We start from the raw sequence: 12,973 nt of genomic DNA, 5'->3' as shown, positions 1-12,973 counted from the left end.
ACCCGAGCGAATCCGGCTGGTGTTCTGGGCATCGTGGAGCATGAGTACGTCATCGGATATCGACGTCACCTTCGCCGGTGACGATCTCGTACTGCGGCTGGCCAGCGCGGCCTACCTGGCCCGGTTCACCGGCAGCTCCCGTATCCATTGCGGATCTGATCTGCGCCTCTACTTCACCTGGTGCACCGAACGTCATCTCCTGCCGGTGTTAGCGGTGCGCGCCGAGATCGAACGGTACGTGCGGTGGATGCAGGAGACCCGCCGGTTCAAACCCTCCACCGTTGCCCCGCCGTACCGCGGTAGTGACCGGGTTCTAGCGCACGTGCGTCATCGACGGCGCGAAGGACCACTCGCCGGCCGAGTACGTCCGCCGACCCCGAGTACCGAACGGATCACCGACACTCGGACCTTCGCATCTACAGTTCGAAGCGCTGCTCACCGCGGCGCGCGATTCCGCCCACCGGTTCGACTTCGCGCTCGTTGCGATGCTCGGACTGCTCGGGTTGCGGATCTTCGAGACCTGGAGGTCCGACGCCGAGGACATCGGCGAGGAACACTGAAAAGGTTGCCGAAGGCTGCCAGCGATGGACGCCGATCAGCCAGCTACCGTGACTGGCGTGAAGCGGTAGCGCGCAGTTCGCCGCGTTCGCGGATCGCGCAGGCCAGTACAACCGCTCGCACCGATTCCGGGACTACAGATCAGAAGGTTAGTGGTCGGCGCGATACGAGCCAGCGCCGCTGCCAGGCCGATGTCGTTCAATGGTAGAACTCCTGGTCTAAAGCAGATTCTTGCTCATCGGCCCTCTGGTGTTCGGGACAATGCGAGTCAGCCCGCGGGCGCGTGAGGCGGGCCGGCAGGCCCGACTACGGGCCCGCACACGACGGCCCGATGAGAGTGTCCGTCAGCTGTCGATGTTTTCGGCGATCTCCACGCCCGCCGCCTGGAGTTCGTCCAGGGCCCGTTCGATGTTGGCGGGGGAGACGCCGACGGACAGGCCCAGGAGCACCCGGGTGTCGAAGCCGGCGGTGCGGGCATCGAGGGCGGTGGCGCGAACGCAGTGGTCGGTGGCGATGCCGCAGACGTCGACGGTGTCGATGCCCTTGGCGCGCAACCAGTCCGCGAGGGCCGTGCCGTCCTCGGTGGCGCCCTCGAATCCGGAGTAGGCGGCGGCGTAGGCGCCTTTGAAGAAGACCTCGTCGATGGGCGCGGTGTCCAGGTTCGGGTGGAAGTCGGCGCCGGCGGTGTCGATCCGGCAATGCGGCGGCCACGTGTCGACGAAGTTTGGGTTGTCGGAGAAGTGCGCACCGGGGTCGATGTGGTAGTCACGGGTGGCGGTGATCGCGGCGTAGTCGCTGGCACGCAGATATTCGCTGATCCGTTCGGCCAGCGCGGCTCCGCCTGCGACGGCCACTGAACCGCCCTCGCAGAAGTCGTTCTGTACGTCGACGATGATTAGAGCTCTGGTCATGACGCCTCCACGAGATCGGTCCCGCAACGACTTCGGCCAGCGCCTATTGTAGGTGTCTATCACCAATGCGCATCGCCGAACGCGCCGTCGGACACCCGCGCCCCCTGATCTGCTCAAACGATTATCGGCGGTCAGCCGAGAACACGCAGGTCAGCGCCGATGAGAGTTCGAGCGGGCATCCACCCGCAGGATCTTCCGCAGACTCCACCGCGAGCGCAGTTCTTGCAGGGCCTCCTCTAATTCGCGGAGGGGCGAATTCGGTGGCGTCGTCATCACCGGGGCGGGGGATGGCCACCGCAACGAGTTGCCGGGCGGCGGGGTGTACAGGTTGAACAGGAACGGGCAGCGAGCGGAGTCGGTTGGTCGTCCTCGCGGGTGCTGAAGGCTAACCGGGCGTGGATGTGGAGCTGTCGGCGTCCGGCCTCGGCTTCAATCTACGTCGGGCCGCCCAGTATTCGGCCCACGCCCATGCCGCCGGAAGTGTCAGCGCGCTCTGCGGTCTGCCCGCAGGGTGTTCTGTGGTGTCGGTGGCGCACCCGACCGGTGCTTCGGGCGGCTTCTTGTTGAGCAGGACCTGGAGATTGAATTCGGCCGACGTATGACCGCGGGCGGCTGCGCGGCGGTACCAGATCTCCGCCTCCGCCAGTTCGCTCCGCTTACCCAGCAGGACACCGAGATTGAACATGGCGGACAGGTCACCAGCCGCGGCGGCGTGACGGTACCAAGTCTCGGCTTCCTCCGCTTCTCCGCGTTTTCGAAGCAGGACACCGAGATTGGACATTGCATTGAGATCTCCGGCTTCGGCGCACCGGCGCCACCAGGTCTCGGCGCCGTGCGTGTCGCCGCGCTCGTGCAACAGAACGCCGAGGTTGAACATGGCGGACAGATCGCCAGCGTCGGCGGCGCGTCGACACCATGCTTCGGCCTCGTGCGTGTCGCCGCGCTCGTACAGCAGGACTCCGAGGTTGAACATCGCGTTCAGATCACCGGCCTCGGCGGCGCGGCGGCAAAGTTTCTCCACGACCGATGCCCGGCCCCGGAAGAACGCAGTCAAGCCTGCGGAAACCAGCACATCGACGTCGGCGTTCTCGGTGGCCAAGTGCCAGAAATCGGTGGAGATAGGGCGTGGCGAGCGGTGCTGACCGTCGTCTGCCGCGACGAGGTAATCGAACGGCCGGTATGCGCGGGAGCGGTCGGGGAGGCGATCGGTGAGCAGGAGCGCGACGTGCCCGACACTCGGGGAGGGAGTACGGGCGGCGACGATCGCGTCCTGCACCTGATCGGTACCGACCTCGAGCTCGGGGTACTGCTCTTCGGCGATCGCCATGGCGAGTTCGGCCAGGACGGGTTCGGGGATCGGGTCCGTGCGCCCGACGCGGACCCAGTCCACGGCGACTTGGATCACGGTGTGCAGCACGGGATTCCGGTAGCGGGAATCGTCGTAGTGCTTCAGCAGTTCGGGTGCGCCGGCGAGGACTTCGGCGAGTCCGTACCGGTCCAGGTTCAGCGACGGGTAGGCGGCCGCGGCATCGGCGTGCTCGATGAGACTGTTGCTGGTCGAGGACAGATCGATCTGGATGGCCTGCTGCAGCACCACCCGCGTGTCGTGTGCGAGATCCTCACTGCCATAGTGCAATCGGTCGCGAGCTTCGCACCGCAGCGTAGCGACCACGACGGTCGGTGCCGCGCGCGCGGTGAGGCGGCTGAGTGTCAACAGCGTCAGCGGCCGACTGGTCGTGACGAACCTGTCCAGGTTGTCCAGCCAGACCACGATCTGCTCCGGGCAGTCGACGAACTCCGCGCAGGCCGGTATCTGAGCGAGCGACTCGGGGGTGGGCACCAGGACTCTGGCCGTGGGCAGCGCCTTGCTGACGGCTTCGAACAGGCTGCGTGTCTTGCCTGCCTTCGAAGGGCCGACCACCACCGTGAGGCGGTCACCGGACAACGCCGCGGCCAAGCGGATATCGACCGCGTTGTGGGTGCGCGGCACATACGGGTCGGCACCACCGAACCGGCCGGGTTCGCCGAAGCGCGACGGTGTGGCCCCCAGCATGTAGGGATCCAGCTCGGTGATCAGCGGGAGTCCGCCCCCCGCTCCCCGCCGCTCCACCAGCTCGACGAGGGGTGCCTCAGTGACCACCGGCGAGGCGCCCGCGAACCGATAGGTGGTGATGAAGTCCCCGCCGACCGTCACCCCAGTCGCGGAGACAGGCGCCATGAATGTGGGCGCAGCGGAATGCCCGGTTACCGCCGCGCCTGCGAAGGGTGTGGCGGCTCCTGCACACCGGCCCGGAGCCCTTCGATCTTCAGTGTTCCGGACACTGTTGTGTCCGTGGCGATCACACCGCTTCCGCTACTCTCGATGTCGGTGATCTTCAGCTCACCGGCTCGGACCCGGGTCAACGTCACACCCACGGCCTGGGCGGCCTGTGGCGAGTGCTCCTCGATCAGCTGTAGGAGATGATGCGCCGCCGTCAGCAACTCCTGATCGTCCGCGGCGCCTGCCCGCGCCAATTCCTCGGCGAGCACCACTCGCCGCGAACCGGCTTCCGGCCGTGCCTCCACCACACCCACGTCCACAGAGCGATACCGGCGGGTGATCAATCCGCGCAGCGATTGATAGGAGTCGAGCACTCCCTGTTTCGCGGTATCGGTCAAGCCCGCGGTGGCACCCGCCGCTACCGCGGCCGCCACCAATGCCACCGGATCCACCCCGCCGAACCTCCCGCACTCGGACCTCGCCATGGCCGCCTCGTGCAGCGGCCACGAACAACCTAGCTACAAACAAAGCACGACGGAAGCCGTTCCGCGGCAAAAGAAGTGAACCACGATAGAACAAAAGGTGACCCGAGCGTCCAGTTGGGTGAGCGAGCTGGTTTGCATACGGCGGAACGAGTCCGCGACATCAGGTGACACGGCATGCAGGGTTGGTTATGGTCGCAGCGGCGCACGGCGCGGTCGAACGATCCGGTGCGTGATCTCCGGCCCCCGGCGGTCGCGTCCCGCCCGCCGACATCGCCCTACCTCTCGACGAGGCAGTCGGCGCACTCGCCAACGCTACTGTCGCACTCGGTTCGTGTACGCGCTGCAGGCCGCGTGCCTATTGAGCCAATAGGCACTTGCGATACCACATTCCACGAGTATGACTTGAAGCTGGAATAGCGTCTCTTTGTCAGCAATACGTGTCACTACGCTGCGCGGTGCCGCAGGAAGCAAGTGAACAGTGAAGGGACCGACGGTTCGTCTGGCGAGGGCACAGCAGCAGGACGCCACCCGCAGAAAGGTGTTGGCCGCGGCCAAGCGTCCTTTACGCGCTGCCGACAGCTGTGTCGTCGGTTATATACACCAGCTGTGCAATGAGTATGAAGCATCCTGGCTATTGACTGTGAGGTGACCGAAGGTCTGCAGAGATCTCGCCGGAACCGCGGACCAGTAGGCGAGTGGGTATCACCTCGTGGCGGGGGAGTCCGTCGTCACCATCCAGGCGGGCGAAAAGGATTTCGGCGGCGACGCGGCCGATCGTCGCCGGATCCTGGGTGATGGCGGTGAGCGCTGGCTGCAGCAGTTCGGCCAGCGGCAGATCGTCGAAACCGACAACAGCAATCCGGTTTTGCAAGCCACGCTTCCGGATCGCTTGCAGCACACCAACGGTCACCAGATTCTGGGCGCCGAACAGGGCGGTGGGGCGGTCCGGGCGGTCGAGCAGCGCCCCAGCGGCGGCCTCGGCGGCCGCCGCGGAGTGCAGGTCGGCGCAGATCAGGTCCGGATCGAGGGGGATGCCGGTGTGGGCGAGGCCCTCGATGTAGCCGGCGTAACGTTCCGCAGCGGTCCAGATCGTATGCAGGTCACCGAGATAGGCGATACGGCGGTGGCCTGCGGCGGCCAGGTGTTCGACGGCAAGGCGGGAGCCGGTGCGATTGTCGACTGTGACGCTGTCGATTTCGGTGGTGGCCGGCATGCGGTCCACGAATACGACCGGGGTACCGCGACGCTGCTCGTGCAGCAGAGAGCCGTGATCGGTGCCCACCGGCATTACGATCAGCCCATCCACTCGTCTGGACAGCAGGGCGTCCAGCACCTCGCGCTGGCGGGCCGGGTTCTCGTCGCTGCTCACCGCGAAGACGAGGGTGCCCCGGCTGTGCGCGAAATCCTCGACCGCCCGGTGCAGCGCCGAGGCGTACGGGTTCGCGACATCCATCAGTACCAGACCGATCGCGGCGGTCTTCTGGCCGTGCCCGCGCAACGTGCTGGCCGCCAGGTTGTGCCGATAGTCGAGCATGGTTGCCGCATCGGTGACCCGCGCGGCCAGTTCCGGCGATACGCCGCCTTCGCCGCGGACCACGCGCGACACCGTTTTGATACTCACCCTCGCCAGCGCCGCCACATCGCGCATGGTGGCGCCCCGGCGTGGCGCCTGGGATTCTGACAACGCTGACATGGCAACCCTCTCCGTTCGCTCGTGTTCGGTCCGAGAACCGTCAAATATGCTAGAAGAAACGTCTAGACGTGGCGTAGATCACGCTATATGGTCTCTGACAACGTTGTCTAAGTAGTACCTGCAGGAGTACACCGATGTCCTCTCGTGTCGTCCGCATCGCCGCCGTCTGTTTCGCGGTCACCTCTCTGGCCTTCTCCGTCGCCGCCTGCGGCAAGGGGGCGAGCAACAGCAACAACGGGCAGGTCGTCGTCGGGCTCATCACCAAGACCGACACCAACCCCTTCTTCGTGAAGATGAAGGAGGGTGCCCAGAAGCAGGCCGATGCCGCTGGCGTCAAATTGCTCACCGCCGCAGGCAAGTTCGACGGTGACAACGCCAGCCAGGTGACGGCGATCGAGAACATGGTCAATGCGGGAGCCAAGGGCATCCTGCTCACTGCCAGCGATACGAAGGCGATCGTCCCCGCAGTCGAGAAGGCCCGTGCCAAGGGCGTCGAAGTGATTGCCCTGGACACCCCGACCGATCCCCAGAGTGCGGTCGACGCGCTGTTCGCCACCAATAATTTCACTGCAGGCCAATTGATCGGCACCTATGCCAAGGCCGTCCAGGGTGACAAGCCGGTGAAGATCGCGATGATCGACCTCAACCCCGGCGTGACCGTCGGCGTATTGCGGCACAACGGATTCCTGTCCGGTTACGGCGCCGCGCAGGCCACTCAGGACATGACGCAGTACGTCACCGCCCCGAACGTGGTCTGTGCGCAGCCCGCTCAGGGCGACCAAGCGAAGTCGCAGACGGCGATGGAAACCTGCCTGCAGAAGGATCCGGACATCAACCTGGTCTACACCATCAACGAGCCGTCCGCGCTGGGTGTCTACACCGCGCTGAAGACCGCCGGCAAGGAGAACCAGGCGATGATCGTCTCCGTTGACGGTGGGTGCACCGGCGTGCAGGCGGTCCGCGACGGCAAGATCGCGGCGACCTCGCAGCAGTACCCGCTGAAGATGGCCAGTGCGGGCGTGCAGGCGATCGTCGATTACGCCAGGAACGGCAACAAGACCAGCGGCTACACCGACACCGGCGTCACACTGATCACCGCCAAGCCGCAGGCCGGCGTCGACTCCAAGGACGTGCAGTACGGCCTGGACAACTGCTGGGGCTGAGAACGCCCGTCCCCAGCCGGAAAGCACGCCGGGACGGCGAAGGACGCTGCGCCGTATGCCGGGACGGTGACGGCCCTCGTTGTCCCGGTGTGCGCTCGGCCCGGTCCACCTGATTTCGTCGACGAGCGAGGATTCGCATGACCGCAACTACAACGTCTCCCGCACCGCCGGAGCCGAAACACACAGCGCTGAACCGGATTCTGTCGGTGCCGAACGTCGGACCGGTGATCGCGATCCTGATCGCGGTGGTCTACTTCACCGCCCAGTCCGACCGATTCCTGGCCGGTGACAACTTTTCGCTGATCGTGCAGCAGGTGATGGTGGTCGGCACGCTGGCGATCGGCCAGACGCTGATCATCCTCACCGCCGGTATCGATCTGTCCAACGGTGCGGTGATGGCGCTGGGCAACATCGCGATCGCCAAGCTGGCCGTCGACACGGGTTTGCCTGTGCCACTGGCGATTCTGCTCGGGCTGGCGCTGACGGCCGCGTTCGGGTTGCTCAACGGCACGCTGGTGAGCCTGATCAAGTTGCCACCGTTCATCGTCACTCTCGGCACGTATGGCATCGCGTTCGCGCTCACCCACATCTACTCGCAGGAACAGACGATTTCGGGTCTGCCGGGCGCACTCACGTTCTTCGACAAGACATTTCCGCTGGGCGAGACCGACATCACCTACGGGTCGGTGGCGATGCTGGTGTTGTTCGCGATCACCTGGTACGGGCTGCGGCTGACAGCGGCAGGGCGGCACGTCTACGCCGTAGGCAATAACCCGGAGGCGGCGCGGCTCAGCGGCATCGACACTCGTCGTGTGCTTCTCGCCGTCTACACGGTCGCGGGCCTGATCTACGGCTTGGCGGCGCTGCTGCTGGTGGCCCGCACCGGCGTCGGTGACCCGAATGCCGGCCAGACCGACAATCTGGACTCGATTACCGCCGTGGTACTCGGCGGCACCAGCCTGTTCGGCGGACGTGGCAGCGTGATCGGCACGCTACTGGGCGCGCTCATCGTCGGCATCATCCGTAACGGCCTGCAACTGACGGGGGTGCCGTCGATCTACCAGACGCTGATCACCGGCATCCTGGTGATTGCTGCGGTGGCCGTGGACCAGCTCAACCGCAGGAGGCAGAAATGAGCGAGACAGCCACCGCAAGCGACGCCACCACCGCAGGCGACGGAGCTCAGGCCGCGGTACAGCCGGTGCTGCAGGCAAAGGGCCTGGTGAAACGCTACGGTCAGGTCACTGCGCTCGACGGCGCGGATTTCGACCTGCTGCCGAACGAGATCCTCGCGGTCATCGGCGACAACGGTGCCGGGAAATCCTCGCTGATCAAGGCGCTGTCCGGGGCGCTGATCCCGGATGAGGGCGAGATCCTGCTCGACGGCAAACGGGTGCGCTTCCGGCGCCCGACCGACGCCCGCCGGGCCGGTATCGAGACCGTCTATCAGGAGCTGGCGGTGGCACCAGCCCTCGATATCGCCGACAACCTGTTCCTGGGCCGGGAACTGCGGCGCCGCGGCATCCTCGGCTCGGTGTTCCGGATGATCGACAAGGATCGCATGGTGCGAGAATCGCAGCAGCACATGTCGAATCTGAAGATCGGGATCCGATCTATGAAGCAAGCGGTGGAGACACTGTCCGGCGGCCAGCGCCAGGGTGTCGCGGTCGCGCGCGGCGCGGCCTTCGCGCGGCACGTGGTGATCATGGACGAGCCAACGGCAGCGCTGGGTGTCAAGGAGACCGGTATGGTGCTGGATCTGATCCGCGAGGTCCGCGACCGCGGCTTGGCCGTCATTGTGATCAGCCACAACATGCCGAACGTGTTCGAGATCGCCGACCGGGTGCACATCCAGCGGCTCGGCCGCCGAGTCGCGGTGATCCGCCCGCACGAATTCTCCATGTCCGATGCGGTGGCGATCATGACCGGCGCGATGGCCGGTGCGGAGGTCGACAACAACCGTGTCCACCACTGAGGCCGTGGCCGATCGCGGCCTGATCGCGGTCGCGGGGGAGGCGCTGGTGGACCTGGTGCTAGCCGGCGCCCCCGATCGCTTCCAGGCGGTGCCCGGCGGCAGCCCCGCGAACGTGGCCGTCGGCTTGGCCCGGCTGGGCGTGCCGGTGCGGATGCTGGCCCGCTTGGGCGGCGACCCGCTGGGCCATCGCATCCGAAACCACCTGCGGGACAACGCCGTCGCCCTCGATCATGTCGTGGACGCCACCGAGCCGACCTCACTGGCGATCGTCGATGTCGACCCGGATGGCATGCCGCACTATGACTTTCGCGTCAACGGCACGGCCGACTGGCAGTGGACCGACTCCGAACTGTCCACCGCGCTCGACGGCAGCGTGCTGGCCTTGCACACCGGCTCACTGGCGCTGACCGTGCCCCCTGGCGCCGACGCCTTGACCCGCCTGGTGGACCGTGCCCGGTCTACCGCCACCATCAGCTACGACCCGAATTTCCGCCCGCAGTTGATGATTCGCGACAACACCCTGGACCGAGTACACGCCATGATCGCCCGTGCCGACATCGTGAAGGCTAGCGCCGAGGATCTGTCCTGGCTGTACCCGGGCCGCAACCCCGAGGAGGTGGTCGCCGACTGGTCCGCCCGCGGCCCTGCTCTCGTGATCGTGACACTGGGCCCCGACGGCGCACTTGCCGCCACTGCCGCAGACGCCACTCCCATCCATCGCCCCGGCCGCCCCGTCGAGGTGATCGACACGGTCGGCGCCGGAGACGCGTTCACGGCAGGCATTCTCGCCGGTCTGCGCGATCACCATCTGCTCGGTGCCGCGTACCGAGAAGCCTTGCGTGCCATCCCGAAGCACGTCCTCACCGCCATTCTCGACGAGGCCACGATGGTCGCAGCGCTGACCTGCGGCCGCCGCGGAGCGGACCCGCCGACGGCCGCCGAGCTGTTCACAGGTCGGTGACGGATCGGGTGGTTCGGCCAGCCATAAGTTGAACTGGCCGAACCGAGGTCCCTCCGCGGCATTTTGGGGGAGGCGCAGTAGGGCGTGAGCAGCGTCGGCATGAAGTCAGGTGGATCCTTTGGGGACGACGACTCTGAGTTCCGTTGATCCCGCGCTGTCATGCGATCGGCGTGTGAGCGTCGACCGGGCGGTCTCGACCGAGGAGGCGAACGGGCGAACGTTCCGCAGAAGGTCCCGCTGATCGGCGTGGCGAGCGGGGCCGTATCTCAGATCGAGTGAAGGCCTCGACCGATATCCGCAGAGCTGGAAAGAATTCCGTGATATGACGGCCCGTGATTCACCGGGCGACGTGCCGGTTTACTCAGGATTTTCTCAGCTGAACCCGAATTGAACCCCCAGGGCTCCCACCTGCGGTTCTGCGCCGATCGGCTCGACGCCGCCAGCCACCCTTCCTGCATAACCGCAGGTTGAACGGGTGACATGACGTAGTGTTTGTGCCCGGAGAGGGACACATGCGTTAAACACACAGATCGACCTGCGAAAACCAGGTCGATAAGCTGTCGAACTGCTCTCTTGGGATCCTCGATGAGGACCCGGCACACCTTTGCCTGCCGACTGATCAACCGTGACGTCCCGCAGGAAGTCCTACGCGTTCTCCCTGATCACGAGTCGTCCCGGATGACCGCCCACTATGCGCGGATCACCAACCAGACCATCCGTCAGGCGCGGCGGCCGCCGGCGAAGGCCGCCTGCTCCGAATTGCATGGAGCGGGCCGCAGGGCCTGCCTCGTTCGTTCGCGTCCGGTCATGGAGCCTGGAGGGTCGCGTCTGATCTGAAAGCTGCGCTACTTCCGGCCGGGGGAGGCGGCCGTCGGAATCAGTGCCATGGAGCTTTCGTCGACTTCGTTTCCGTCATCGTCGATGAACCGACATGCACCGGTCGTTCGGTGCCCGCGACCCGACGCAGGATGCGCCACAGCTCGTCAACGGCTTCGACGGCGTGCCCGGATTTGCGAGCAATCTCAGCGAGTCGCACAGTGCTGTCGCCGAATTGGAGCATCGCCCGGTATTCGGCATCGTCTAGGCCTGTCACGCCGAGTATGTGGGCGGGCAGGCCCAATCGCATCGCGATGTGGCGGCGGGCAGCCAGCGCCATGGGCAACTGGAAAACGGCGGGCGTCGTGGACATGTCGCCGGTCTGAGCGTCGCGATGCCGGTACCCGGGCCGGTCAATCGCTCATGAGTCGATCGTTGCGGGCGATGCTGGTGTCATCCAGGCTTCGGTGCCGGTGCCCTCGGTGTGGTAAATCTTCGCGGACAGCGATGAGTCCTCGGACGGTGCTCCGTCCTATCTGTTGAACGCGCTACCAACCCGGCGCGACCGACCAGAAGGACCAGAAATGACCACCGCCAACCCCTCCGCCGACTTCTCCAGCGACGTCACCGACCGTCCCGGCAAGATCGGCAACCGCGTCCTGTGGACCCTGCAGATCCTGCTCGGCCTGTTCTTCATCATCGCCTCCGGCGGGCCGAAGCTCGTTGTGCCGAACGCCCTGACCGACAACGCCCCCGAGAATCTGACCATCCCCCTCGGGCTGCTCATCTTCATCGGAGTTGCGGAGGTCGCCGGCGGTATCGGCCTGATGGTGCCACGGCTCAGTGCCCTGGCTGCCGCGGGTCTGTCGGTCCTCACCGTGCTCGCCGCCGGGACGCAGGCTTTCATCGCCGACAAGCCCTTGATGGGGATCTTCCCACTGGTGCTCGCCGCGATCTTCGCCTGGATCGCCTACGCGCGCCGCGCCACCATCACCGATCTGCGCAACTCGCTGTCGCGATGACAAATCCATACCTACGACAGGCGATCGGCGGCCCACCCACCGATCGCCGGTCGTGCGTTCTCGCCATCGATCGCCCGTCGGGTTGGCGGCGATCGATCCAACGGCCATCTATCCGCGCGGCGGTGACGGTCGCACTTGGAGTTGGAGTTCCTGGGTGTCGGGTTCGCGTCGGTGGAGCTGGTCGTTGACATGGCGGCCGTGGGCGATGTTTGTGCTTGAATTCCAGAGGTTTGCCAGTGTCTGCTCGCCCTATCAGCACACCGGCGGATCGAAACCTTACGAGAGGGTCGAGCACTTCAATTGTGCCACTGGCGAACAGGCCGATCTGATGGTCCGGGGTCATGACTTTCCGGCCTCCAGTCACGTGGTCCTCGAGCATCGGTCTACTCCGTTGGTTGTGCGCCGAGATCGCCTCGCCCAGTGGATATCCTTGTGTCGACAGAGGTTTTGCGGATGGCGTCAAGTGAAGTTCCACTCGGCGATGATGCTGTCGACATCGTGCTCACCGAGCACTGGGCCGCGCCCGTAGACCCGGCTGGGTGTGCGGGTCAGTTTGATGGGCTGACCGGCGACGGTAACCGGGGTGTCGCTGCCGGGTTGTTCGATCGGTACGAGCATTTCCCGCGCGGCGGTGTGTGGGTCGGCGTAGATGTCGGCGGAGGTCTTCCACCGACAGCCCGACGACGGTGCACAGCGCCAGCATCGGATATACCACGGTCGACGGATGTCCGTAGCTGCGGGCGAATTCAGCGTGAGTCGTCGTTGAGCCCCGTGTGCGTATCAGGTGACGGATGCTCAGCGATGGCTGGGCCCGCCGGTCAGTCGATGCCTTCGATGATGCGGAAGTCGCGCTCGACGCCGTCGGGGAGGGCCACCAGCGCCTTCTGGTATGCCTCGCTCTCGTATGCCGCGACGGCCTGTTCAAAGCTGTCGAACTCGATCAGAACGACGCGTTGCGTGATTCCGGCCTCGTGGGCGACGACTCGACCGCCACGGGACGGGAGGAGGGACAGGACGCGCCCGCCCCCAGCCTGGACAGCCGGACCGGCCAGCTTGTCGTAGGCAGTCAGCCTCTCAGGGTCGGAAATGGCGGGGTAGACACTGACCCAGTAGCCCTTAGCCATGGAAA

13 protein-coding genes are annotated in these 12,973 nt (G+C 65.7%); 6 read left to right on the top strand and 7 right to left on the bottom strand.

Annotated elements, in window-relative coordinates:
• Positions 1-902 precede the first annotated feature (902 nt).
• From AB0J47_RS08915 to AB0J47_RS08900, 4 genes are all read right to left on the bottom strand, one after another.
• Positions 903-1,469: an isochorismatase family protein gene (locus AB0J47_RS08915; protein WP_364342257.1), complete on the bottom strand. Its 567-nt coding sequence runs from the start codon at positions 1,467-1,469 to the stop codon at positions 903-905.
• Positions 1,470-1,854: 385 nt separating this feature from the next.
• On the bottom strand, positions 1,855-3,687 hold the full coding sequence (locus AB0J47_RS08910) for a tetratricopeptide repeat protein (protein ID WP_364342254.1): 1,833 nt from the start codon (positions 3,685-3,687) through the stop codon (positions 1,855-1,857).
• A gap of 26 nt (positions 3,688-3,713) precedes the next feature.
• Positions 3,714-4,214, bottom strand: a complete 501-nt coding sequence (locus AB0J47_RS08905; RefSeq protein ID WP_364342251.1) for a hypothetical protein — start codon at positions 4,212-4,214, stop codon at positions 3,714-3,716.
• 631 nt (positions 4,215-4,845) lie between these two features.
• Positions 4,846-5,907 carry a LacI family DNA-binding transcriptional regulator gene (locus AB0J47_RS08900; protein WP_364342248.1) on the bottom strand — a complete coding sequence of 354 codons (1,062 nt, stop codon included), beginning with the start codon at positions 5,905-5,907 and terminating at the stop codon, positions 4,846-4,848.
• Positions 5,908-6,041: 134 nt separating this feature from the next.
• Between AB0J47_RS08900 and AB0J47_RS08895 the strand changes: the two genes are divergently transcribed.
• The 5 genes from AB0J47_RS08895 (at position 6,042) to AB0J47_RS08875 (ending at position 10,843) form a co-directional block, all read left to right on the top strand.
• A complete protein-coding gene (locus AB0J47_RS08895; RefSeq protein WP_364342245.1) occupies positions 6,042-7,070 on the top strand; it encodes a sugar ABC transporter substrate-binding protein in 1,029 nt (342 codons plus the stop codon).
• Between the two features lie 137 nt (positions 7,071-7,207).
• Positions 7,208-8,206 carry an ABC transporter permease gene (locus AB0J47_RS08890; RefSeq protein ID WP_364342242.1) on the top strand — a complete coding sequence of 333 codons (999 nt, stop codon included), beginning with the start codon at positions 7,208-7,210 and terminating at the stop codon, positions 8,204-8,206.
• On the top strand, positions 8,203-9,045 hold the full coding sequence (locus tag AB0J47_RS08885) for an ATP-binding cassette domain-containing protein (RefSeq protein WP_364342239.1): 843 nt from the start codon (positions 8,203-8,205) through the stop codon (positions 9,043-9,045). The genes AB0J47_RS08890 and AB0J47_RS08885 overlap by 4 nt, the downstream gene beginning before the upstream one ends.
• Positions 9,032-10,006, top strand: a complete 975-nt coding sequence (locus AB0J47_RS08880) for a carbohydrate kinase (RefSeq protein ID WP_364342236.1) — start codon at positions 9,032-9,034, stop codon at positions 10,004-10,006. Before AB0J47_RS08885 ends, AB0J47_RS08880 begins: the two co-directional genes overlap by 14 nt.
• 585 nt (positions 10,007-10,591) lie before the next feature.
• On the top strand, positions 10,592-10,843 hold the full coding sequence (locus tag AB0J47_RS08875; protein ID WP_364342233.1) for a tyrosine-type recombinase/integrase: 252 nt from the start codon (positions 10,592-10,594) through the stop codon (positions 10,841-10,843).
• Between the two features lie 40 nt (positions 10,844-10,883).
• On the opposite strand, the gene AB0J47_RS08870 is transcribed toward AB0J47_RS08875, so the two are convergent.
• Positions 10,884-11,195 carry a hypothetical protein gene (locus tag AB0J47_RS08870; RefSeq protein ID WP_364342230.1) on the bottom strand — a complete coding sequence of 104 codons (312 nt, stop codon included), beginning with the start codon at positions 11,193-11,195 and terminating at the stop codon, positions 10,884-10,886.
• Positions 11,196-11,406: 211 nt separating this feature from the next.
• Between AB0J47_RS08870 and AB0J47_RS08865 the strand changes: the two genes are divergently transcribed.
• Positions 11,407-11,844: a DoxX family protein gene (locus AB0J47_RS08865; protein WP_364342227.1), complete on the top strand. Its 438-nt coding sequence runs from the start codon at positions 11,407-11,409 to the stop codon at positions 11,842-11,844.
• 459 nt (positions 11,845-12,303) lie between these two features.
• On the opposite strand, the gene AB0J47_RS08860 is transcribed toward AB0J47_RS08865, so the two are convergent.
• Both AB0J47_RS08860 and AB0J47_RS08855 read right to left on the bottom strand, forming a co-directional pair.
• Positions 12,304-12,462 (bottom strand): hypothetical protein, encoded by a 159-nt coding sequence (locus tag AB0J47_RS08860; RefSeq protein WP_364342224.1) that lies wholly within the window; start codon positions 12,460-12,462, stop codon positions 12,304-12,306.
• Positions 12,463-12,662: 200 nt separating this feature from the next.
• A complete protein-coding gene (locus tag AB0J47_RS08855; RefSeq protein WP_329090650.1) occupies positions 12,663-12,968 on the bottom strand; it encodes a DUF1330 domain-containing protein in 306 nt (101 codons plus the stop codon).
• Between the last annotated feature and the right edge of the window lie 5 nt (positions 12,969-12,973).

Source organism: Nocardia sp. NPDC049737, from assembly GCF_040674755.1.
Taxonomy (GTDB): Bacteria; Actinomycetota; Actinomycetes; order Mycobacteriales; family Mycobacteriaceae; genus Nocardia.
Note: the sequence above shows the minus strand (reverse complement) of the source record. Positions and strands in the feature narration are given on the sequence as shown.